17 protein-coding genes and 1 pseudogene are annotated in these 22,203 nt (G+C 61.3%); 9 read left to right on the top strand and 9 right to left on the bottom strand.

Annotated elements, in window-relative coordinates; translation table 11 throughout:
- Positions 1-384: 384 nt before the first annotated feature.
- Genes EN859_RS33865 through EN859_RS33875 form a run of 3 tightly spaced genes read right to left on the bottom strand, consistent with a single transcriptional unit; the run spans position 385 to position 4,938 of the window.
- Positions 385-1,704, bottom strand: a complete 1,320-nt coding sequence (locus EN859_RS33865) for an HlyD family type I secretion periplasmic adaptor subunit (RefSeq protein ID WP_127856945.1) — start codon at positions 1,702-1,704, stop codon at positions 385-387.
- 3 nt (positions 1,705-1,707) lie between these two features.
- Entirely contained in the window at positions 1,708-3,465 is a 1,758-nt protein-coding gene (locus EN859_RS33870) for a type I secretion system permease/ATPase (RefSeq protein ID WP_127856946.1), read from the bottom strand.
- A gap of 48 nt (positions 3,466-3,513) precedes the next feature.
- Positions 3,514-4,938: a family 16 glycosylhydrolase gene (locus tag EN859_RS33875; protein ID WP_127856947.1), complete on the bottom strand. Its 1,425-nt coding sequence runs from the start codon at positions 4,936-4,938 to the stop codon at positions 3,514-3,516.
- 786 nt (positions 4,939-5,724) lie between these two features.
- Here EN859_RS33875 and EN859_RS40615 point away from each other — a divergent pair.
- Positions 5,725-7,379: pseudogene (locus EN859_RS40615) on the top strand (type IV secretory system conjugative DNA transfer family protein); the annotation flags it as partial.
- A 271-nt stretch (positions 7,380-7,650) separates the two neighbouring features.
- Here EN859_RS40615 and EN859_RS33885 read toward each other — a convergent pair.
- Positions 7,651-8,640 carry a DUF2332 domain-containing protein gene (locus EN859_RS33885; protein WP_127856948.1) on the bottom strand — a complete coding sequence of 330 codons (990 nt, stop codon included), beginning with the start codon at positions 8,638-8,640 and terminating at the stop codon, positions 7,651-7,653.
- A gap of 469 nt (positions 8,641-9,109) precedes the next feature.
- On the opposite strand from EN859_RS33885, the gene EN859_RS33890 reads away from it, so the two are divergent.
- Both EN859_RS33890 and EN859_RS33895 read left to right on the top strand, forming a co-directional pair.
- Complete coding sequence (locus EN859_RS33890; protein ID WP_127856949.1) at positions 9,110-9,382, top strand: hypothetical protein; 273 nt, start codon at positions 9,110-9,112, stop codon at positions 9,380-9,382.
- Positions 9,383-9,764: 382 nt separating this feature from the next.
- Positions 9,765-10,556 carry a methyltransferase domain-containing protein gene (locus EN859_RS33895; protein ID WP_127856950.1) on the top strand — a complete coding sequence of 264 codons (792 nt, stop codon included), beginning with the start codon at positions 9,765-9,767 and terminating at the stop codon, positions 10,554-10,556.
- A 475-nt stretch (positions 10,557-11,031) separates the two neighbouring features.
- Here the strand turns inward: EN859_RS33895 and EN859_RS33900 are convergent, their stop codons facing one another.
- On the bottom strand, positions 11,032-11,838 hold the full coding sequence (locus tag EN859_RS33900; RefSeq protein ID WP_189502432.1) for a hypothetical protein: 807 nt from the start codon (positions 11,836-11,838) through the stop codon (positions 11,032-11,034).
- Positions 11,839-12,379: 541 nt separating this feature from the next.
- On the opposite strand from EN859_RS33900, the gene EN859_RS33905 reads away from it, so the two are divergent.
- From EN859_RS33905 to EN859_RS33920, 3 genes are all read left to right on the top strand, one after another.
- Positions 12,380-12,730, top strand: a complete 351-nt coding sequence (locus tag EN859_RS33905; RefSeq protein ID WP_127856952.1) for a YciI family protein — start codon at positions 12,380-12,382, stop codon at positions 12,728-12,730.
- A gap of 31 nt (positions 12,731-12,761) precedes the next feature.
- The gene (locus EN859_RS33910; RefSeq protein WP_127856960.1) at positions 12,762-14,036 is read left to right on the top strand and encodes an RNA polymerase sigma factor; all 1,275 of its coding nucleotides are present in this window, start codon (positions 12,762-12,764) and stop codon (positions 14,034-14,036) included.
- A gap of 946 nt (positions 14,037-14,982) precedes the next feature.
- On the top strand, positions 14,983-15,735 hold the full coding sequence (locus tag EN859_RS33920; RefSeq protein WP_189502434.1) for a CPBP family intramembrane glutamic endopeptidase: 753 nt from the start codon (positions 14,983-14,985) through the stop codon (positions 15,733-15,735).
- 171 nt (positions 15,736-15,906) lie between these two features.
- Here the strand turns inward: EN859_RS33920 and EN859_RS33925 are convergent, their stop codons facing one another.
- Together EN859_RS33925 and EN859_RS33930 are read right to left on the bottom strand one after the other, a co-directional pair.
- A complete protein-coding gene (locus EN859_RS33925; protein WP_189502435.1) occupies positions 15,907-16,143 on the bottom strand; it encodes a hypothetical protein in 237 nt (78 codons plus the stop codon).
- The gene (locus EN859_RS33930; protein WP_127856955.1) at positions 16,130-16,438 is read right to left on the bottom strand and encodes a hypothetical protein; all 309 of its coding nucleotides are present in this window, start codon (positions 16,436-16,438) and stop codon (positions 16,130-16,132) included. The genes EN859_RS33925 and EN859_RS33930 overlap by 14 nt, the downstream gene beginning before the upstream one ends.
- 342 nt (positions 16,439-16,780) lie before the next feature.
- Here EN859_RS33930 and EN859_RS33935 point away from each other — a divergent pair, with 342 nt between their 5' ends.
- On the top strand, positions 16,781-17,404 hold the full coding sequence (locus EN859_RS33935) for an RNA ligase family protein (protein ID WP_127856962.1): 624 nt from the start codon (positions 16,781-16,783) through the stop codon (positions 17,402-17,404).
- A gap of 633 nt (positions 17,405-18,037) precedes the next feature.
- Here the strand turns inward: EN859_RS33935 and EN859_RS33950 are convergent.
- Positions 18,038-18,739: an SOS response-associated peptidase gene (locus tag EN859_RS33950; protein WP_127856957.1), complete on the bottom strand. Its 702-nt coding sequence runs from the start codon at positions 18,737-18,739 to the stop codon at positions 18,038-18,040.
- A 35-nt stretch (positions 18,740-18,774) separates the two neighbouring features.
- The gene (locus EN859_RS33955; RefSeq protein ID WP_127856958.1) at positions 18,775-18,984 is read right to left on the bottom strand and encodes a hypothetical protein; all 210 of its coding nucleotides are present in this window, start codon (positions 18,982-18,984) and stop codon (positions 18,775-18,777) included.
- 649 nt (positions 18,985-19,633) lie between these two features.
- Between EN859_RS33955 and EN859_RS33965 the strand changes: the two genes are divergently transcribed.
- A complete protein-coding gene (locus tag EN859_RS33965) occupies positions 19,634-21,331 on the top strand; it encodes a cyclic nucleotide-binding domain-containing thioredoxin-disulfide reductase (protein ID WP_127856964.1) in 1,698 nt (565 codons plus the stop codon).
- Positions 21,331-21,639, top strand: a complete 309-nt coding sequence (locus EN859_RS33970) for a UBP-type zinc finger domain-containing protein (RefSeq protein ID WP_127856959.1) — start codon at positions 21,331-21,333, stop codon at positions 21,637-21,639. The genes EN859_RS33965 and EN859_RS33970 overlap by 1 nt, the downstream gene beginning before the upstream one ends.
- The last annotated feature ends 564 nt before the right edge of the window (positions 21,640-22,203 follow it).

A 22,203-nucleotide genomic window follows, 5' to 3' on the forward strand; every position in this document is an offset into this window, starting at 1 on the left:
ATGGCGAAGCGGATCGTACCGCTGTCGGCATGCGCGGCGCTGGCAAAGCTAACTCCCGCGGCGGCGATGACGGCAACCGCGACTGAACGAAATCTGGACGAAATCTTCATGATGAGAACTCCTCAAGATCGCCGCTTGCCCAGCCGGCCGGGCACGTCAGCGACGTATCAAAGTCATAGCTGAACAGTCTCGCCCATCGTTGGTTCCAAGGCACGCGGCCTGAATCCCGCTGCGAGAAGACCGCCACGAAACGAGGCGGATGGCGAGCATAGTCGCCGAATAGTGGGGATCTGCCTACGCCAGCCGCCAACTGAAACAGTTGCTGAACAGGCAGGCGGATCAGTCACGCGGGTCCGGGGCAGACCCACGTGGTACGACTGCCGCTCACCTCTCCGTAAACGCTCGCGCAAACGAATCGAGCATCGGCCGTGCCAGATATTCGAAGAAAGTCCGCTCCCCGGTGTTGATGAAGGCCTCGACCGGCGTTCCGGGATAGAGCTGCTCGGCCTTCACGCCGGGCGGGAGGGCGTCGGCGATCTTCAGCTTGGCGCGGAAATAGGGTTCGTGCGTTGCCTGGTCGACCAGCCGGTCGGCGGAGATCTGCGTCACGGTGGCCGAGACCTCGGGCGTCAGGCGCGTGTTGAGCGCGGACAATCTGAGTTTCGCCGGCTGGCCGACACGCACCTGGTCAAGATCTTTCGGGCGCAGCCGCGCATCGACGATCAGGCCCGATGCCGTAGGCAGGATCTCCATGATCTTCTCGCCGGGAGCGATCACGCTTCCCATGGAGTTATAAGTCGACGAGACCACGATGCCCGCCGCCGGCGCCTTGATCGTCGTCCGCCGCAGCACCGCGTCGGCCGCCCGCATCTGTTCTTCGATGTCGGCCAGGTTGGTCCGAACCTCCTCCAGCTTGGTCAGAGCCTCTTCCACGCGTTGCGTGGTCGCGCGCTCGATCTGTGCCTGCGCTTCGACGATCTGGGTGTTGGCCGCCGCAAGATTGGCCTCCAGTGCGCCTGCCTGGCCGACCAGATCAGCCTCGCTGCGCAAAAGCTGGGAGTATTCGGTGCGGTTGGTGAGGCCCCTGTCCAGGAGGCTCGTCTTGATGCCGAGCTCCTTCTTCACGACCTTGGCCTGCTGCTCGATGGCGAGTTTCTGGGCGTTCAAGCCCTTGACCGACTCGCGATGCATGGCGACCCGCTGCGCAAGGATCGACTGTTCCGACCGGAACCGGGCGAGCCTCGCGTCGAATTCCTTCTGCTGCTCCCGAATGAGATTCTGGAAATCCAGCTGGAACGGCGCGGGTGCGGCGGCGGTGATCGGCGCAAGTTTGTCCAATCCGTCGCGTTCCGCCTCCAGCCGCACGGCGCTCGCCTTGAGCGCGATCGACTGTCTCGTCAGCCGGTTGAGATCGGCTTGCGCCGCCGTTCGATCGAGCAGGATGAGGTCCTCATCTTGCTGCACACGGTCGCCTTCGTGAACCAGCAACCGCTGGATGATGCCGCCCTCTGGCTGCTGGATGAGGATGTTCCCGCCCGTCGCCGAGATTGTGCCTTGTGTGATCACGGCTCCGGACAAGGGCGCACTGACGGCCCAATAGCCGAAGCCGCCCACCAGCAGCGCTATTGCCGCGTATCCGGTGAATGCCACGCGCCTTATGTTGGTGCGTGGTTGACCCTCCCATGCAAGGCTCTGTGCCGTCATCGTCTACGACCCGAACCGGACGCTGTGCGTGCGGATCGTCGTGGCGAACGATCCTGTCACCACGGTGTTCTGCTGCACGGGAAGGCCCTTGCCGACGCCCTTGTCGACAATTGGCTGCCGCAGCACATCGCCGCTCGGGCCGAAGGTTTCGATCATGCCGCCACGCAGAAGCATGACGCGGTCGCAGGCTGCGGCGATCGACGGTCGATGCGTGATCACGACCACCGTGACGCCCGCCGCTCGCGCGGCCGCAAGCACTGCTTCCAGCGCCGCCTCGCCGCTGCCGTCGAGATGGGTGCTGGGCTCGTCCAGCATGAGAATCCGCGGCCTGCCATAGAGGGCGCGCGCCAGCCCGATCCTTTGGCGCTCGCCGCCTGACAGCGTTCTGTCGGAGGAGCCGATCATCGTCTGGTAGCCGTCGCGCTGCGCCAATATCAGCTCATGCGCCTCGGCCCGTCTCGCCGCCTCGATGATCGCGGCATCGCCCGCCTCTTGGTCGAAGCGGGCGACGTTTTCCGCGATCGATCCGGGAAAGAGCTCCATCTCCTGCGCGAGATAGCCGATATGCTTTCCGAGCTGCTTTTCGTCCCAGGTCCTGAGGTCGGCGCTGTCGATCCTGACGGAGCCGCCGGTCGGCTGCACTGCGCCGACAAGCAATCGCGCCAACGTGGACTTGCCGGCGCCGCTCGGCCCGACGATCGCCACCGCTTCGCCGGCGCCGATTTGGAAGTTCAGCCGCTTGAGGATGGGTTCGGTGCCGGGCTGGGCATTCGGCGCCATGAAGAAGACGTCCTGCACCGAAATCGCGCCTGACGGATCCGGCAGGGTCAGCTTCCGCGCTTCAGCCGGCCGCGCCGCAAGCGCCGCCTCCAGCCGCTTCCAGGCTCGCCGGGCGTCGACGATCTGCCGCCAGGAGCCGATCAGCTGGTCGAGCGGCTGCAGCGCGCGCGACGACACCAGCGAGGAGGCGAAGATCATGCCGGCGGTCATCTGCCCTTCCAGCACCAGCCATGCGCCGGCGCCGAGGATCGCCAGCTGCAGCATCATGCGCAGAGCCCGCGAGGCGCCGCTGAAGATCGCATTGGCGCTGGCGGAGCGGTCGTGCAGGATGAGCGCATCGGCGACGTGCCGTCCCCAGACCCGCGCGGCGTTTTCAACCATGCCCATGGCACGCAGCGTTTCGGCATTGCGGGCAAAGGTCTGCTCGGCCTGGCTCGCCAAAGCCGAACGTTCCGCGGACAAGGCATCGTTCCTGCCGATGGCGAGCTGGTTGGCCACCACCAGCGCAACGAGCAGCACCGTGCCGGCGAGCGTCACCCAGAACAGGACCGGATGAATGAGATAGAGCAAAGCGAGGAAGACGGGGGCGAAGGGCAGGTCGAACAGCACCGCCACGCCGCGCGACCGGATGAAGGCGCAGACCGAGGCAAGGTCGCGCAGCGGCGACAGGCCGCCGGCATTTTTGGGCGCGAGGGATGCCGCGAATGTCGTCGCGCCCAGCTTCTTGTCGACGGTCGCCACGACGCGCTGCGCGTAGATGGCGCGCACCGCGTCGAGGAAGCCGAGAAAGGCAAGCGCCATCACCGCTATGGCCGAGAGGTAGAGCAGCGTCTCGACGCTGGAGGAGGGCAGGACGCGGTCATAGACCTGCATCAGGTAGAGCGGGATCACCAACAGCAGGATGTTGATCAGCAACGAGAAGACGCCGACATCGGCAATGGCGCGCCTGAATACCGGCCGCAGGCTCGACTGCCTGGTCATTCCCGCATTCCCGCGAGGAGCATCGTCTTGAGACATGTGGGCGGTCGCCTAGACCGTGTGTTCACCCGTGACGTTGAGCTGGCTCTGCTGCAAATCATCCAGCGTATAGGCGTGGATGTAGTCTATCTTCATCTGAGCCGGCGTCGCGAGATGGTCCGGCGGCGCGCCGGCCTGACCGCCGATCGCAAGATCGACCAGCATGTACATGGGCTTGTTCATGTCGGACGGCGTCGCCGCTTCCGCGACCTGCACGCCGTCATAGGTCCACACCAGCTTTTCCGGCGTCCACAGCAGGCCATAGGTGTGGAAGCCGTCGGTGTCGGAGACATTCACCGTCGATCCGACCTTGGTGTGGGTTCCCGTCTCATTCGTGTGCGCAGTCATCAGAAGCGCGTTCGGGTTCTGGCCGTACATTTCCACGACGTCCAGTTCCGGCGGCCATGAGCCGTCTTCGGGCAGCAGCCAGAAGGCCGGCCAGGCGCCGGTGTTTTCGGGCAGGTCGGCCTTCATTTCGAAATAGCCATAGGTCTGCGAGAAGGAGTCATGCGTCGTCAGGATGCCGGAGGTGTATTCGTAGTTATTGATGAGCGGCTTGATGTCCGCCGACGCCTGCGCTGCCGTGATGGTGAGAACGCCGTTATACACGCTGAACGGGTGGACCGAGCTCGTCGGCGCGTAATCGGCGTCGATGTACCACTGCAACTCGTTGTTCTGGGTCAGGGTGCTTCCGTTCGGCGCCCCCCACCAGAAATTGGAATCCCAGGTGCCGCCATGGCCGTTCGAAAGATTGAGCGTGTTGAAGTCGTCATTGAAGGACAGCGTCATCCCGGACTTGTCGATCGGCAGCTCGAACTGGCTGGCCTGCAGCTTGTCGGCGGTCGTGTTGTTGAACACCAGAACCTCGTCGGATCCGAGGTTCAGCAGAAGGTTTGCTCCCGCCTGGATCATGTGCGCCTTGACGTCATCGAACGACATGAAGTCATAGCCGTTGAGGCGCACGGTGTCGTCCGCGCCGAAATCGGTGATCAGGTCGCTTCCGTGGCCCTTGGTGATGATGAAAGTGTCGGCGCCGCCGCCGCCTATCAGCACATCATTGCCCAGGGCGCCGTCAAATGTCTGGCTGCCGGTGCCGCCCTTGATGATGTTGTCGAGCGAATTGCCGAACGCGTAATGATTGTTGCCGGTGACGACGAGGTTCTCGAAATTGTCCGGGAGCTTGTAGCTCATCCAGGTGTCGATCGTGTCGATGCCCTCGCCGGGCAGCTCGACTGCGCGGTTGATGGTCGAATAGAGGTGGTAATAGTCGTCGCCCGCGCCGCCATACATGGTGACGTTGACGCTGGTGTCTCCCCAGAAGGAATCGTTGCCGGAGGTGCCGTGCAGTTCCGGTCCGGCCCCAGTCGCCGAAAACCAGTGGGTGGAGGCGCCGGTGTAGGGGAGGGGGACGCCCTTGGCGTTGACGACAGTGCTCATCGGACAAATTCCTCCGTGATGCCTGGCTCCTGGATCACTCGATACGAGTGCAAGCGACCGCTACTGCCTGAACGTTGTAATTCAAGTTATCGTTCCAAGGAATAACCAAATAGTACAAAGAAATTTTCCTTTTTATCGGTCAATTCTTCAGAAGAGATAGAATAAGGAAATGCTAATACAATTTAAGCGTGAAGTTCGGTCAATTTTACACAATATTGCTGAATTTCTGCCGAATGATTAGGCAGACCGTCGCGGATGAATGCATTTATTGCGGCTCGGCCGTCTCATCTGAGCGACGGTTCGAAATCGGTTAAGGCGCGTCCTGCTTCAGGTCATTGGCCGAGAAGCGATAAGATCGGGGAAGCGGGTGATGTCAGTCGAGGTCGATCGGCTGAGGCGTGCCCCGCTCCGCATACTTACGTCCGGTGGGCACGAGAAGACCAAGTCGTTATGATGGCGTCGGCAACATAACCGCGATCACCGATGCAGTGAGCGCCAACCTCAGCCAGACCTCCAGTACGATCTGGTCGGCCGGGTGACCAACGGGGCCGGCTTCTATGGAAACGACAACTACACCTGTATGGGGCGATGAGAGTCAAGCCCGCTCCTGCATTCTCCACGTAAGTACCCAGGGAGATTTCACTTACAATTCGGCGTGTGAGATATCTGGCTTTGGTCCACCCTCTAGCGGAAGCATTACACTGAACCCTCGCATCGGGTATGGATTGGGTGCAGCGGTTATCGCCGGAACCGAAGGCAATGTAGGCCTCTGAACATTAAAGGGGCCATGAAGGGTCGATGATCGTAACCGACCTCAAGGGAGAGATTTTCAAGGCGACGGCCGGCTATCGCCGGCGCAACGGCAGCCAGGTCTTCCTTTTCGCGCCAGGCGCGGAGGGGACCAACCGCTACAACCCTCTCGACTTCATTCGCCAGGAACGGGGAAATCGCACGACCGATATCCAGAACACGGCGAGCATTCTCGTTCCCGAAAACACCGAATCCGAAAACTCGGTGTGGCAGGCGACCGCTCAACAGGTCATGGCAGGCGCTATCAGCTATGTGCTGGAAAGCCCGTTTTATAACGGCCGGCGCAATCTCGGGGAGGTCAACTCGTTCTTCAACAGCGGCGTCGACCTGCAAGCCTTGATGAAATTCATCAAGGCAAAAGAGCCGTACCTGTCCAAATTCACGTTGGAAAGCTTCAACGCCTATCTGGCCCTTTCCGAGCGCGCCGCCGCTTCGGCCTTGCTCGATATCCAGAAGGCGATGCGGCCGTTCAAGAACGAACGTATCGTCGCCGCGACAAACGTCACCGATATGGATCTCCGTGCAATGAAGCGACGACCGATCTCCGTCTACCTCGCACCCAACATCACGGATATCACGCTGCCCAAGCCGCTCCTGATGCTGTTTGTGCAACAGACAATGGACATCCTCACCCTCGAGCACGATCCGAACTCACAGCTGGTCTACTTCCTGCTCGACGAATTTCGGCAGCTGAAGAAGATGAATGAGATCATGACCAAGCTACCCTATGTGGCGGGGTACAACATCAAGCTCGCCATCATCATCCAGGACTTGAAGAATCTCGACGAAATTTACGGAGAAACCTCCCGACATTCGCTGCTCGGCAATTGTGGGTTATCAGCTCATTCTGGGCGCGAATGGTCAGGCGACCGCCGACTATGCTTCCCGTGCGCTCGGCAAGCGGACCATCCGTTACCAGTCGGAATCGCGCACGATCGAACTGCTTGGCCTGCCAAGGCACGAAGGTCGAACAGATTCGCGAACGTGACCTGATGATGCCGCAGGAAATCCGGCAGATGCCGGAGAGAAAGATGGTACTGCTTGTTGAAGGCCAACGCCCGATCTTTGGCGACAAGCTGCGTTTTTTTCGAGACACAGCCATTCAAGTCCGCGGAAGCCTTTTCACAGACGCACATTCCGGATGTACCGCCGATCGAATATCTTCCGATTCAACCTGTACCGGCTTTGACCGACTATTACGCCCAAGCCGGCCACCCAGCAGAATATGCCGGTGCCTCGACTACTGGGATGGCTGATTCCGAAAGGAGAATGTCATCACCATTCGACGGTGCTGCCGTGATGCCGACTGTCGCTGCGACCACGAAAGCGGCACCAGCAACAAAGGAGCCCGCAACTCGCACCGTGAGTCACAAAGCCAGAAGCGTCGAGTGGCGGATCTGGAAGCGAAGCGGAGGCGACCATCGGACGTAGCGACTATCGACGCGCGGATTAAGGTCGCCGAAGAACGCCTGAAACCTGGCGCCGAACGTCTCAAGGAGATGGTTTCTCAGAAAGTCGAAAAGCTCGGCCAAGAATTGCCCACGAAACGGCGAAACTATCTCGATATTTTCGCGACGACGGTCCCCGATCCCGTCGAACTCGGCCTGGAGGCCGTGGAAGCCCCAGCATAAAGAGCCGCGAATTGCGGATCTTTATGCGAACTCCGAGCGAAGTGTAGCGCCCAGAAGAAAAGTGCAATGCCAGCGGCGGAGGAAATGTCGCAGAAGGGTGGAAAGGTGCCATCCAGGCTCATCTGCCAGAATGAGCAAGTAGCGCAATTTGCGGAAATTCAAGGCGACGTCGGCCAACGTCCGCAGTCGGAGGCAGAGCCGGACATCCAGCTCATTGGGAAGGTCGGCCTTCAGCAAGCCTTGGCGCAAGTGCTCCGCATCCGCCGGGTACTTAAGCCTCGTCAGCGATCCATTCGAGCGAGGCACCATGCGGGTCGGTCCAAGCGACGGGGGAGCCGTTCGCAGATAGGAGGAAGCGGCCGGGTGGCCAGCTTGTTCCGGCGCGTGTGGCGATGGACGGGAATACGCGAGAGAACTCGTTCGATACCCAATACGGAGAGAGACGCATCACCTGCAGAGCGAAAGCCTCTCTATCTGCGAGGTCGGAGACATAGTCGAGGACGGCCGTGTGAAAGACGACGAGGGTAGCGTCCTTTGGCGCCTCGCTGCAGAGCCGCACGAGGTCGCTCCCACGCAGGTCGCCCTTCACCAGCCGAGGCTTGACTTTGGCAGCGATCTTTAGAGCGGCCCGCAGATTGGCAAGTCGCGCCGTCTGCTCCGGCCAGACCAGTGTCTCAAGCCATGCCACTTGCGAGGCGTCCGAAGTATCGATCGGGCTCAGGTCCAATCCTGCCCGCCAGACGACTTGCGGCGAGGTCGTCGGCAATGGCGTTGTCTCGCTGGCGGAGCATCGGAAGACAGGCGGCTTCGAGGCCATCGTGGGTGCGCGGATCACCTTGCGCCCGTAGTCGTAGCTGTAGAGATCGGGCATGAGGCAGAGCCCTGCGGAGGTCCCGACCTCGACGAGGGCCAGCGGCTGCGGCAAGCGCGCCAGGACAGGGAGCAGTGTGGCGCACCTTCCCGGCTCGTTGGTTTGCGTCGAGCGCTCGAGCATGAGCGAGCGGATAGCGTCGGGATTAGCCTGAAGCGCCTGGCGAAACTCGCTCCACCCTGTCGGCGTGCCGTACAGGTGACGCACCGCGGCAAGCAGAAGGTTCGGTTGCCGCTTCACGTCCGGGAGGGTCGACAGGAAGCCGAGTGTTTCCCGGTCCCCTGCGACAGCCCGAGCCAACTCCTCGTAGAGCGGCGAGCGATCGCGAGCTTCCGTTTCGGCGAAGCGAATATATCGGGCTGAGATATCGGCCAAGCCCTCCTCGTCCATGTCCGCTGATCCTCGATCCGACGTCTCGTCACGTCACAGTACACGATCCACGGATCTGATTGGAGCCAGGCACGGCGTTTTTACGGACCGGCTGCCTTTCGCAAGTGAAGCTGCCGGTCCATATATTGGAGTCAATTCTTCCGGTTGTGGAACAAGAAGGTTGCGCCATTTCTTGACATTCCAGCCGCTTCTCCGAAACGGACCTTCGCTGTGCGACCGCAGTCGACCCGAAGACGACCTTGGCCCGCCGGGTCATGACTGGCAGCCCTACGCCCGCAACTGCCCTTTCCGACCCCAGCGCCAGACCGCGATCCTGGTTCATTGAGGTCCAACCGTCCGGAAGAAACGCCCTCTCCGAATTTCGAAATAATTGACAGTCCAACCAAAACGGCGCTCCGTGGCTCGACGGGGATGGATCTTGGCACTCTTGGGTGATGCCGGCCTTCGCCGTCACGATAGGGAGGATGCAATGCCGACAGTCATTGGCCACCATAACATCACAAAGGGAGCGAAGCACTGGCTCGACTCGCCGAAGCGCAAAGAGCTTTTTGGTCCGCTCGGCGTAACCAACATACGAACATTTGTAGATCCACAAAATCCGACTCGGGTGGCCGTTCTTATGGACGTTCCGGACATGGACGCCATGATGAAAGCTATGCAGAGCAAGGAAGCCGCGGATGCGATGGCCTTCGATGGAGTGGTGCCAGAGTCTTTGGTGATCCTGGTCGAATCGCAAAGGTGATTGCTCCGCTGGCCAAGGTTAGAAGGGTTTGGTCAGCGATTGCGGTGCGGTTCCGGTCATTCTGGAAAGCGCCCATTATTGGCGTAGAGCCCGCTGGCCACTGGCTTCAAGAGCGGGCCCTGCGCGTGAGCGCCGACGTTGGTCTCGGTCGCGCCAAGATCAGCCGCTACAGCTTGCGCAACCTAATGCCGGCTCAAGTCCGCAAAGCAACTATTCCGCGCGTTCACGCTGGACTTCAGCCAGTCGTTCGATGCTCATTTCGGGCTTGCTCCGGCTCATGTGTTTGAACCAGCGGGACGCGCCAGAAGGAGACGAAACCGCCTTGCTCGTGGCTGACGGGGAAAGTAGCGTTTGGTGTAAAGTGAGATAGAGGGGTAGGGGCGTGGCACAGCTGATGTACGACGCAGGCGCCGCCGCCGGCTATGAACGGGCGTTTGCGCGTGTCTCGTCGCACTTCATCCCCTTCCTCCTAAGCGCGGGTCATGTCGCATCCGGCCAGCGTGTGCTAGACGTCGCGACTGGCACCGGATTGGCGGCTGAAGCAGCTCTCGCAATTGTTGGGGCGAATGGCCATGTCGTGGCGGCAGACATTTCGCCGCATATGGCGGCGCGGGCACGGGAGCGTCTGACCGGCGCTCCGAACGTGTCGGTGTGCATCGAAGACGGTCAAGCGCTCACCTTCCCTGACGAGACCTTCGATACTGTGCTGTGTAGCTTGGGGCTGATGTTTTTCCCGGATCCTGCTCGCGGTCTCGCCGAGTTCCACCGCGTGCTCCGCCCCGGTGGACGTGCTGCTGTATCCGTCAACACAGTGCCAGAGCGCTCCTACAATACCCGAATCCATCCAATCATTGCTCGCCATGCCGCTTCGCTGGCGCCAGCGGCATCCCAAGTGTTTTCGTTGGGCGATGCGGCGCGACTGCAGGCCCTCTTCGTCGATGCCGGCTTTCACGACGTAGATGTGACCACCACCATTCATCACTTCGGCGTACCATCCTTCAAGGAGTACTTCGAACACGTCGAGCGAGGCTGGGGTTCAGCCGGGCAGGTGTTTGTGTCGCTCCCCGAAGAGGTCAAACGCGCCGTGCGCGAGGATGTGCGGCGCGACGTCGGCGACACTGGAGGACCGCTCCAGATAGAGGTGGAATACAGGTTTGCAAGCGGGCAGAAATAGCACCCGTTTCCCGAAGTGTGTCGACACTTGGCGTGAATTCGGCCGAGGGCGCACGAGCTTCCGCTTAGGGTCACGACTGCTGGTTCCGGCCAATGTCGGTTTTCAAGAAAAGAATTCCGCTCCGGAAGGTCGCGTTTGGGTCAGTTTTTCCGGTTCCTGAACCGGGAGGTTGCGGACATGAGCCGACCTTGGATACCGTGATCCTCGATGACTTGTCTCACCTCGATAGCGGACGAGATCATTGTTGATGGTCGCGAGCCTGGATTACGGCCGCGAAGCGGTCAGAAATCCAAATCCGTATCATGATGATGATGCTCGCGACCGGGAAGCTCCGGCGGCGGCGGGCCAGGCACTTCGGCCAACATGGCCTCCGTCATGATGAGGAGGCCCGCCACCTAGGCCGCGCCCTGGAGCGCCGTTCGCACCACCTTGGCCGGGTCGATGATGCGACATTCACGAGCGGCGCTTCAGTGGCTTAAGTGCCAGTTGGCTGTACAATCTTTACGCCTCGATCCCGACCGATCACAATGCGCAGATGCGGAGGTTTCGTGGGAGGCTGGGTACGGAGCGCAGGGTAATAGGTGGCATATGCTGGCAGAAACGTCTCGACGAATGCCTTGACCTGGTCAACTGACATACACGGTTTGCCTTCTGCCCTCATGCGCTCTTCCGCTTCGACCCGCCACTCGCGTACGAAGAGATAATCCTCTGGCTCAAGCCAGATGAAGCCATCCAAAATTGCGTGCCACGCCTGATAGGCCACCAATGCACGGTTAATCACCACAAGATCCTTATCGCTCAGCAATTCCCTTGCAATGGGGGTGAAGCCAAGCATCCACCCCTCCAGAACGATCAAATGCAGCGGCGAGGTGACCACGCGCCACTTGCTCTCTGGGGAGCGATCTCCTAGCCCTTGGTAAGCGGACCGATCGTAGCCGGGAACCTTCATGCTTTGGCCGTCCGAGAGCATTCTCAGCGCCTTCAATACGCTCACGCCTAGGTCTACGTCGTGAGTTCCGGGGTAACCTCTTTGCTGGAGGTACGGATTTCTCGGATATTCCCTCGCAAGGGCAATCTGTTCAGACCGTGTCAGGTAGAAGTCGTCGATCGAGATACTGGCCGCATTCAGATCCTCTTCGGCCAGAGCGCCGCAAACTTCCGCCATGATCGTCGTTTTTCCAGCGCCTTGCGGAGCCGACAGACCCAAAATCGGGACAGTTCCAGGAAACACGGCGTGTTTGAGCCACTCCGCAACAAGCCGAACAAGCGGATCCTGGAGCATTGAAGATTTGGCTCCTGTGCACCGCATCCTACTTCCCTGCGGTGATAGCGGCCAGAGCCGAAATGGCGGCATTGCCCCAAGAAATGGCCGTTCCTCTGAATTCGGGGGAATGGGCCAGTATCGGGTCATGGGTTTGAATTCGACCGCCGTCGAACGAGCTTCTGTTTTGGCTGTGGAATGTTGCCCTTCGCCTCGTCAATTGGAACGAACAAGTTGCGCACAGAACCCGCAATTCAGTTGACACACGTCCAACGGCGGGAGTTGACCTCAGCGGAAGTTGGAACCACTGCCCCTCAAGAATGCGCAAGCAGCCTCCTAGCCGCCAAAATTGACACGGCAACGCAACTCACGACGCTGGACGAGTTGTCGGCGTTAGATGGGGTTGGTCAATCGGACCTGTTCACTCGCCCATCGTCTTTAGAGCCCGGGCGTGATTTTATTCAAAGCGCATGTCGATCCGCCGGGGGCTGGTTCGTCGACTTATTAGCGAGACTGTTCAGCGGCCATCACGTCCGCGGCTCGCCTCAGGAGGAGTTCTCAAATGCGCTTCATGTCGTTCGTCACTTCCGCCCACGCCGGACCGCCAACGGCGGAACTCATTGAGGCGATGAACAAGCTCGCCGACCGGGAAATCAAGGCCGGCCGCATGGTCGACATGGGCGGGCTCACGCCGGTCGCGATGGGCGCGCAGGTGCGCATCGCCGGTGGGAAGCTCAGCGTCATCGATGGCCCGTTCGTCGAGGCGAAGGAGGTCATCGGCGGCTACGCGATCATGGAGTTCCGGAACAAGGAAGAGGCCGTGGCGTCGGCGGTCGAGTTCATGCAGCTCCACAAGGATTTCATGCCGGATTGGGAGGGCACGTGCGAGGTCCGCGCGTTTGCCGGCCCTTGAGGCGATGTTCCTGCAGACGCGGTCGGCGGCCATGACGGTCGCCGACGCCCATCGCACGATCCTCGCCGTGTGGCGGATCGAGCAGCCCCGGCTGATCACCAGTCTGGCGAGGATGCTGCGCGATGTGCCGCTGGCCGAAGATTTGACGCAGGAAGCCCTGCTGGCCGCCCTTGAGCGGTGGCCCGCCAGAGGCGTTCCGGAAAAACCCGGCGCCTGGCTGATGGCGACCGCCAAGCGCCGGGCCCTGGATCATCTGCGCCGCAGCCGGATGCTCGAGCGCAAGCACGACATTATCGCCTGGGACATGGAGGAGGAGCAGCAGGCCATGCCCGACCTCGACTCGGCCCTGGACGACGACATAGGCGATGAACTGCTTCGGCTCATCTTCACCGCCTGTCACCCGCGACTGTCGCGCGAGGCGCGCGCGGCGCTGGCACTGCGGATGATCTGCGGCCTGACAACCGAGGAGATCTCCAGGGCCTTCCTGCTGCCGGAGGCGACGATCGCCCAGCGCATCGTGCGCGCGAAGCGGACTCTTTCGGAATCGGGGCTGGCCTACGAGACCCCAAGCGGCGAGGAGCTCTCAAAGCGGCTCTCCTCGGTGCTGGAGGTCGTCTACCTCATCTTCAACGAAGGCTACACCGCGGCGAGCGGCGAGGACTGGCTGCGCCCCCAGCTCTGCAATGAAGCGCTTCGCATGGGCCGCGTGCTCACCTCCATCGTGCCGCACGAGCCCGAAGCCCATGGACTGCTCGCTCTGATGGAGCTGAACGCCTCGCGCACGGCGGCGCGTATTGACGCAGAGGGCGAGCCAATCCTCATGCTGGACCAGAACCGCGCACTCTGGGACCAACTCCAGATCCGGCGCGGGATGCAGGCGCTCGGGCGAGCACGCGAATTAGGCGGAGCCAGCGGCATTTACGTCCTCCAGGCGACGATTATCGCCTGCCACGCCCAGGCGAGGACGGCGGGCGATACCGACTGGTCGCGCATCGCCGGACTTTATGCGGAGCTGGCGGCTGTCGTGCGCTCGCCGATCATCGACCTCAACCGTGCGGTTGCCATCGGGATGGCCGAGGGCCCAGAAGTGGCGCTGGTGATCGTAGACCGCCTTGCGCGCGAGCCGGCGCTCAAAGGCTATCACCTGCTGCCGAGCGTTCGCGGTGACCTACTCCACAAGCTCGGCCGTCACGAGGAGGCGCGCGACGCGTTCGAAGCGGCCGCGGCACTGGCGGGCAACAGGCGGGAACATGACCTGCTGAGACGGCGCGCCGCCGAGGCGGCCGACGCAGCGATGCCATCATAATCCCTGATCAGACAAGGACATGGTCGACCCCGGATCGACCGCTTCCTGGGGCTTTTGTCATTTCCCTGTGTAAGGTCTGACGTGGATGTCGCTGAACGTCCGCTGTCTCACCCGACCCGGACTTCCAAGGTGGTTCCGTGAAACGGCAGCTCAGGGTCATCGGCGTGAATTCGACCGAGGCCGAACGAGCTTCCGCCTAGGGCCGTGAGCCGATATTCAACCGCGCCGTTCGCCCCACATTTTGACCCAGCGCAAAGCTGCCCCACCACAACCCCTGTAGAACATTGATCGCGGGGCCAAGGTGGCGGCTAAAACCGAACTGAACCAACCCCTAAGTGGCGAGGCTACGGCAATGGCTGCCACCATTTGCCCTCTTGGCTCCCAGACTCCGCTGCGCAGCGGTTTTTCGCCCGACCTCACGCGATTCGGCCTCTCATTCGTCGCGGCCCTCCGGCCAGCCCTTTGCGAGCGTAAGGTCGGACATCGGAACGAAAGGCGGATTCGCGAATTCTACTGCGAGATAATTGGAATCGTCGCCCATGAGGCTCGCAACCCTCCATCTTGAAACTGCGAGATACGGCGACGTATATCGCGCCTCAAGGCTTGCGCGGCTGAGGCGGCAAATGGTGAGGCACATCGAGCGCACGGACGCCTCAGCGCAGAAAGTCGAGCAAGCGCTGGCCAAGTTGGCCGAAGCAAACGCACCCATGGACCGGCTCGCGCGGCATCAGTAGGGCCACCCTCATGCCCGCCTCCGCATCGGCACGATGTGCGGCGGAGTATGCGGTCAATACATCCACTGCTAACCTTGCTCTCATTAAGCGGTGCAATGCTCATTGTCGTGGGCCTGGTCACGCAAAGGCTGTGAGCGCTAACTATGCGTTCAAGCCGATGCCACTTCGTGGCACGGCTTAACTTGTTCGGCGTACGGGCGGGAGAATGGCCATTGACAGCCAATGGTTTTGAAAGGCGCGAAGGGCCGGAGCCTAATCGGGTTCCTCCGCTGGGCCTGGGCGGCTCTGCTGCGCTGTTCGGGGCCGGGGCTCTGCTGCTGTTCCTGACTACGCGGGTAGCCGTCCCGGCGTTCGTCTCCGCCACCGGGGCTGAGACTGTGGTGATGTGGTTCTTGGCCGCAAGCATTGTCCTTTTTGGCCCCCTGCTTCTCATGGCTGCCCTGCTGTTGTATCGAGAACGGCGTCCAGGAAGGCTGGGTTCGTTGGGCGCGCGGCTGTGGCTTCGCCCGATGAATGGCGGCGACTGGCTCTGGGGTGTTGGAGGGCTGGCGGCCGTCGGCGTCCTGACCGGCGGCATCGGCGCCGCGCTGCGGATGCTGCAAGACGGGAAGAATCTTCATCCCACGTTCATGGCTTTCGAACCGCTCGGTCCCGGCCGGTACTGGATTCTCAGCGCGTGGCTCCCGTTTGTTGTGCTGAACATCGTTGGGGAAGAGTTTGTCTGGCGGGGTGTCGCACTGCCGCGGCAAGAGGTTGCCTTCGGGAGGCGAGCTTGGCTGGTCAATGGGATCCTGTGGCTGCTGTTCCACGCTGCCTTCCCCTGGCAAGTCCTGTTGACCCTTGTGCCGATCACGTTGCTCTTGCCCTACGTTGTTCAGCGGCGTCGCAGCACATGGGCCGGGATCGTTATCCACGCCGGGTTCGGAGCGATGGGCTTCCTGGTCCTAGCATTCGGGCTTGCCTAAGTGTCCTCACAGCGCCGAACCATCCGCTGCAGCAGACGGCGGCAGCGATTTTGGTTTCTCGGAGTTCACCGGCACTCAGCGCGGCCGCCGCTGCTGAGCTGTGTCGTTAGGCTGTGGCGCCGCACTCCCCAGTTTGCCGCAACCATCTCCAGGGCATTCAAGAGCAGGGTGTTATCGGCAAGCGGTTAGTTTTTCGACCGTCTCGATGATGGCTTTGGCAAGAGCTTCGCCCTCATGGACTGGCTCGGGGCCATAGAGCAGCAACACCGCTTCCTCGCTTGGCAACACGCCAGCCGGACAGGTCTGTTCAATCGCCATGCGAACCAGCTTGAGCGCGGCCCGTTCGTCGCGGCTGGTCTGTTGGGGTCCATGCTTCCTGGTCGACCTGCGTTCTCTAATCCGCCTCATCTCGAAATGCCGCCTTTTTGCGCGGAACAGGCGTCCAATCAGTGATCGTATCGCCATCGGTAATCAGCCCACCGGCCTTCACGGTGACCTTTTGGTCCTCCTCGTCGACGTGGGTGACCTTGCCTCTAAGCTGTAGCTCGTCGCCTGGCTGGGTCTTCTTTGCCGCCGGGATCGAATAGGGGAAGCCATAGGACTGGATGCTGACGCTGGCCCGTCCGTCATCCAGCATCTTCAGCACGGTCACGGTTAGCGTCACTTCATCGCCGATGTTGATGCCCGTAATTTCCCACGCCATGCAGAGGATTCTGGATCGGGCATGTGGGTCGTCAAGAGGTTTCTAATGTTCTGCTGGTGGCCATTTCGCGCGTTTCCGCTGAACCTGTCCGGCGGCTTCCGAGACGTCATCAGAACAGCGGCCCGGCGTCGCATCGAGGGAGACTGGCGCCGAGCCTAACCGGCGTACGGGGGTAGTTTTACCGGCTGAGGTGAATATAGGCTCTTTCATACATCAGTGCTTGCTAATTTAATAAAATGGTCATGTTCCGTTCCCCTAGCCGCCAGATCGTGCGGGCCTAGACTCGATCCGGTGCCTAAACAAGTGAGTGCCGGCATTGGCCGGCTGGCGTTCATTCCACCGATGTTGCCGACCTTGGTTGCGAAGCCTCCCGAGGGGGATGACTGGATTCACGAGGTAAAGCTCGACGGCTACCGATCGCAGATCGTCATCAATGGCCCGGATGTGCGCATCTACACCAGGCGCGGCCTCGACTGGTCTGAAAAATATCGCGACCTGGTCGAAGCCGCGAAGGCGCTCGATGTCGAGACGGCGATCGTCGATGGTGAAACGATCGTCACCAACGATGCCGGCATCCCGGATTTCGCCGCGCTTCGGCGAGCAATCACGCGACGACAGCATGACCTCTACTTCGTCGCCTTCGATCTGCTGCACCTCAACGGGCACGATCTGCGTGACCTCGGCGTCGAGGAGCGGCGCGAAATCCTGCTCGGTCTGATCCAGCCCGACAGTCGCATCCAGTTCAGCGAGACGATGCCGGGCGGCGACGCCAATGCGATCTTCTATCTGGTCGACCAGGCGGGGCTTGAGAAGCGCGTTCAGGAGCACGCCGGGCCGGCACCTAAGGGGGTGAAGCGGCAGGCGACAACATGGGTCAAGCCGGGCCTGAAGAGCCACGTCAAGCACCTACGGGGCGAGGACAAGTTGCGCCACGCATCACTGCAGGATTTCTGGGAGGAGAATTAAGGTTTGGCGCGTTGTTACTGCGTTACGGCGGCAGCGGATGCAGCCAAGAGATCTTGTTTGACCGTCTTGAAAAAGGAAGAGCACACCGATGCGAGACGCAGTGAGCCAGGCGGGTCTGATCGGCCGCATCAAGCACATGCGCGACGAGAAGACCTGCCGCATGTCTCGATGCAGGATTTCCGCGAAGAGGATTAGGACGGTCGAGCGGCGCGCATCATCGCTCGTATGAACGCAAGTTCGACCGGAAGCTTGGCGTTCTCTTTTTGCGCCATGTTGTCGGCCGCGATCAGGCGCCGAAGCGAGCGCATGATCTCTCCGCGCGTCCACCCGGCTTCTAACATGCAGTCGACAACGGCCTGGAACCCGGCTCCATTGCTTCCTGACAGTCGATCTCCCGATCAGAGTATTCCTCTGCGCGTTTGGGCGGATTGATCATGCTTTCACACGCTCCTTAGAGATATGCTTCGCCATCAGCACGGTGTTCAAAGCAGAACCAATGCGATGGTTTCCTCGGCTTGGCGAACCCCCATCCGGCATTCTTGCCACAGCCGGGATGCTCGCACCTATGGTGCTGAATGCCGGGGCGCGTGACGGGCTGCATTGCACCGGGAAGGCGGATCAGTTCGTCGCTCATCAAAACAGCGAGCCTTGCGTAGGCGCCTGTACCGGAACTTTGATCTGGGTGGCGGGCTTATCGACCACCACGAGGGCGTCATCTGGAGCGGTGCGCTGTAGTCGCTTGGCTTCCGACCATGGCGCAGTTAGCCACGTTTCCGTCTCCTCCTGCGTGATCAGGATCACCGGCATTGCCTTCTCGTGAATCGGCGCGATGAGGGCGTTCGGCCTGGTCGTCATGAAGCCATAGACCTCGTGATCGGCAGGCCCTTCCTTGACCTTGCGCACCCCATGCCAGCGCGTCCACAGGCCGGCGAAGAAGAACAGCGGACGGTCTTCATTGAGCGCGAACCAATAGTTCCGCTTAATACCCGTCTCGGGGTCTATCACAGGCGTTGGGCTGGGCTCGGCGAAACTCGTCACGGGCACGATGCAGCGATGCTCGATGCCAACGTACTGCTGCCAGTGGCCGTATTGAGGGTTGCGGACGTTGGTGGTCCCGGAATCGGCGTTGCCTTTGACCCGGTCCAAGGGCGTCGGCATTCCCCAACGCAGACTGGCGAGCTCGCGTACGCCGTCCGGTGCATTGCGGACCACCGGGGCGAATTGATTGGGATAAATATCAATCGACGGCTCGAGATTTCCGATGACGTCCCGCAAGGCGCGAGTCCACTGGCGAATGGCCTCTTGGCTGGTGGTGATGTTGTAGAGATTGCACATGCTGTTGCCTCAGTTTCGCAGGATCTCGGGAACGCTCAGCGGCCAGAGATCGAGAATTCTCTTGTATTCGCCAGTGCGGCGCCAGACACCTCGTGCGTTGCCATTTTCCCGGTCGCGCTGTGGATCGAAATCACGCCTGGGAAGTGGTCAAGAAACGCTTGTGCGGACGCCTCGTCGGCAAAGCAGTAGCGACGCCAGTTTTCATAGCTGTGGTCTGGCCATATCGCCTGTACCTGCCTTTTCATTGGGGCCAACCTGCGCTTTCGCAAAACTCGCGGATCAAAGCGAAGCTGTGTCCGGTGCATAGGTCATCAGGCAGAGCCACCTGATAAGGCCATTCGCGGTCGATCCTGGCAGGCGACGGACCCCGGCTACGCATCGATCAGTGCGAGGTCGGTTTCTCGGTCGCCTTCTCAAGCGCGTCGATGGCATCGAGCACAGCTTTCCGCTTCGGATCAATTGCCTCGTGAGGGTACTTGCTCTTTCAGCCTTCGGCGGCGTGGCGTTTGCCGGTGCGCTTGACGTTATCGACAACATCAACAAACAGCCGTTTTACACTAGTTCCATCGCGAGAATGCACCCCACCAGTCCCATCATGAGAACTAGGTTCAGGGCAGCGCTCGAGACTCTGCCAAAGGCCAAGCGCATGGCGATGATGCGAGAATGCCAGGACGCGGGAATGACCAAGCCGTATGCCGAATTCTGCGCGGACTTAAATGCCCTTGCCGGCTCGTGATCCTCCAAGCCAGGGTGCGAACCCTGTCCGAGCCGAATGATGGCGGGCCAAGTGCTCGCCATCATTGTTTAGAGCTTCCTGTCGAAGGATGATCGGAGCAACTCTTGCCCTGTAAAATCCGCTTCAAAGTCCGCGGCGGCAGCGGTACGGTCGAACCCATGTCTCAATCCGCCAATCCGATCTCCATTGCCCGTCGCGACCAGATGTTTCCCGCGCTGGCTCGGGCAGACATAGACCGTATGCGCCGTTTCGGCGAAGCCAACTCGTACGCTGCAGGCGAACAGATCGTCAAAGCCGGCGAGGTGGCACCTGGGTTGATCGTGATCCTCTCTGGCAAGGTGGACATTACACAGGGCGGCAGGTTCGGCCAGCGCGAAACGATCGTCACTCACGGCCCGGGCAATTTCGTCGGCGAGTTGGCGCAGCTTTCGGCCCGGCCCTCGCTGGTGGATGTAGAGGCGGTCGAGCCGGTGGAGGCGCTCGTCATCGTATCGCAAAGGCTGCGAGACCTGATGGTGCAGGAAGCAAATCTCGGCGAACGGATCATGCGGGCGCTGATCCTGCGCCGTGTCGGCCTGCTGGAGAGTGGCGCAGCGGGACCAATCATCGTCGGACCCGTCGACGGCGGCGACGTATTGCGGCTGCAGGGTTTTCTGGCCCGCAGTGGTCAGCCGCACCGCGTCCTCGATTCCGACGCCGATCCTTGCGCCAAGACGCTGATCGAGCGCTTCCATGTCGATCCTCACCACCTGCCGATCGTGCTGTGTCCGAACGGCAAGCTACTGCTCAATCCCGGGGAGAACGAGCTTGCCCGCTGCATCGGCCTGGTGCGGCCGGTCGACGCCACCAAGCATTACGACGTGGCCATTGTCGGCGCAGGACCGGCGGGGTTGGCGGCTGCGGTCTATGCGGCTTCCGAAGGGCTGTCGACGATCGTGCTCGATTGCCGTGCCTTTGGCGGACAGGCGGGTGCCTCCTCGCGCATCGAGAACTATCTCGGCTTCCCGACAGGCATTTCGGGAATGGCGCTGATGGCGCGCGCCTACAACCAAGCGCAGAAGTTCGGCGTCGAAATGGTGATACCCGACGAAGCGAAGCTCCTGAGCGGCGCGACCGACAAGTCCGGCGCCCACTACACGCTCGATGTCGGCGACGGCGAGACCGTGCGGGCGCGCACGGTGGTGATAGCCAGCGGGGCTCGCTATCGCCGCCTCGATATTGCCAATCTGGCGCAGTTCGAGGGAACCTCCGTGCACTATTGGGCTTCGCAAATCGAAGCGCGACTTTGCGGCGGACAGGAGGTGGCGCTGGTTGGTGCCGGCAATTCGGCTGGGCAGGCGGCTGTCTATCTGGCCAGCCATGTGAGGAAGGTGGCGCTGCTGGCGCGCGGCAACAGCCTGGATGCGAGCATGTCGCGCTACCTGGTCGAGCGCATCAAGGCGCAGCCAAACATCGAGGTGCTGACCGGGAGTGAGATCGAGGCGCTGGAAGGCCACGAGGGCAATCTCGCCAATGTGCGTTGGCGCAACCGCGCCAGCGGCGTGGAAACAGTGCGTCCGATCCGCCATCTGTTTCTGTTCATCGGCGCCGACCCGAATACGGACTGGCTGGCGAAATGCAACGTGGCACTGGACCCGAAGGGGTTCGTGCGCACCGGATTGGAGGTAGCACCGGCGCATGGCATGATGGAGACGAGCCGCAGCGGAGTGTTCGCTATCGGCGACGTTCGCTCCGGCTCGATCAAACGCGTCGCGGCTGCTGTCGGCGAAGGCGCCCAGGTTGTGGCGGCATTGCATACGTATCTTGCGCAAAACGGCAGCCACGCCGCTGCGCCTGAACTGGCCAGGAGATCTTGATGGCAGATGAATGCAGACATGCGGGTGAGATTCGGGACATGACGCCGAGCGCACTCGGCTGCGAGGAATGCCTGAAGAGTGGTTCGCAGTGGGTGCATCTGCGACTGTGTCGCACCTGCGGCCATGTCGGTTGCTGCGACGACTCGCCCAATCGTCATGCCACCAAGCATTTCCGGGCGACCGGCCATCCAGTCATTGAGGGCTACGATCCGCCGGAAGGTTGGGGATGGTGCTATATCGACGAGATCTTCCTGGACCTCGGTGACCGCGCTACACCGCAGAACGGTCCGATCCCGCGCTTCTATTGAGCTCGCGATGACCGACGAGAGCCGGTCGGTGTGGACCCGTCGCCGCAATTAACTCACGCCGTGTCGGCGACCCGATGTATTCGGATGCGCATAGACATCGATTATTAGCGGCCACAAATCCATTATACGATGGTGTGGGCGATACTTTTGTACTGCTGGCGCGGCCATGAACCGTCCAAACGATGTACCGGTGAGCGGCAATCTCAGGGACTGTCGATCGCCGAACGCCTCGCCGCAGTTAGCGCGCCGACATCTCTGGGCTGCACGACCAGGCGACGCCCGAGGCGGGCGGCCGTCCGACCTTTCCCCCGGCGCGCAATGGCTGGTGTTCGACCAGTCCAGCCACATCCCCATGTTGAGGAACTTATGAGATTCGAGGCGGCCGTCAGAAGTTTTCTCAAGGCGCATCACGTCTGGTCAAATTGGCCACTCCAGACTGGAGTGGGCCCCTCGGGCCGGACAGGGTCAGGCCGCTGATTTGACCGTTTGCCGGGTGTGTGGATCCTCGAATTGCATTGGACTGAGATAGCCGAGTGCTGAGTGAAGCCGTCGGCGGTTGTAGAC

This window comes from Mesorhizobium sp. M00.F.Ca.ET.216.01.1.1, from assembly GCF_004010325.2.
Taxonomy (GTDB): Bacteria; Pseudomonadota; Alphaproteobacteria; order Rhizobiales; family Rhizobiaceae; genus Mesorhizobium.

Excerpts from the sequence above, each read along its gene's own strand:
- EN859_RS33970 (WP_127856959.1), top strand. The coding sequence starts at position 21,331 with ATGGCAGATGAATGCAGACATGCGGGTGAGATTCGGGACATGACGCCG.
- EN859_RS33890 (WP_127856949.1), top strand. The coding sequence starts at position 9,110 with ATGCCGACAGTCATTGGCCACCATAACATCACAAAGGGAGCGAAGCAC.
- EN859_RS33925 (WP_189502435.1), bottom strand. The coding sequence starts at position 16,143 with ATGAGGCGGATTAGAGAACGCAGGTCGACCAGGAAGCATGGACCCCAA.
- EN859_RS33965 (WP_127856964.1), top strand. The coding sequence starts at position 19,634 with ATGTCTCAATCCGCCAATCCGATCTCCATTGCCCGTCGCGACCAGATG.
- EN859_RS33910 (WP_127856960.1), top strand. The coding sequence starts at position 12,762 with ATGACGGTCGCCGACGCCCATCGCACGATCCTCGCCGTGTGGCGGATC.
- EN859_RS33875 (WP_127856947.1), bottom strand. The coding sequence starts at position 4,938 with ATGAGCACTGTCGTCAACGCCAAGGGCGTCCCCCTCCCCTACACCGGC.
- EN859_RS33885 (WP_127856948.1), bottom strand. The coding sequence starts at position 8,640 with ATGGACGAGGAGGGCTTGGCCGATATCTCAGCCCGATATATTCGCTTC.
- EN859_RS33870 (WP_127856946.1), bottom strand. The coding sequence starts at position 3,465 with ATGACCAGGCAGTCGAGCCTGCGGCCGGTATTCAGGCGCGCCATTGCC.
- EN859_RS33900 (WP_189502432.1), bottom strand. The coding sequence starts at position 11,838 with ATGCTCCAGGATCCGCTTGTTCGGCTTGTTGCGGAGTGGCTCAAACAC.
- EN859_RS33955 (WP_127856958.1), bottom strand. The coding sequence starts at position 18,984 with ATGAAAAGGCAGGTACAGGCGATATGGCCAGACCACAGCTATGAAAAC.
- EN859_RS33935 (WP_127856962.1), top strand. The coding sequence starts at position 16,781 with ATGTTGCCGACCTTGGTTGCGAAGCCTCCCGAGGGGGATGACTGGATT.
- EN859_RS33950 (WP_127856957.1), bottom strand. The coding sequence starts at position 18,739 with ATGTGCAATCTCTACAACATCACCACCAGCCAAGAGGCCATTCGCCAG.
- EN859_RS33865 (WP_127856945.1), bottom strand. The coding sequence starts at position 1,704 with ATGACGGCACAGAGCCTTGCATGGGAGGGTCAACCACGCACCAACATA.
- EN859_RS33930 (WP_127856955.1), bottom strand. The coding sequence starts at position 16,438 with ATGGCGTGGGAAATTACGGGCATCAACATCGGCGATGAAGTGACGCTA.
- EN859_RS33905 (WP_127856952.1), top strand. The coding sequence starts at position 12,380 with ATGCGCTTCATGTCGTTCGTCACTTCCGCCCACGCCGGACCGCCAACG.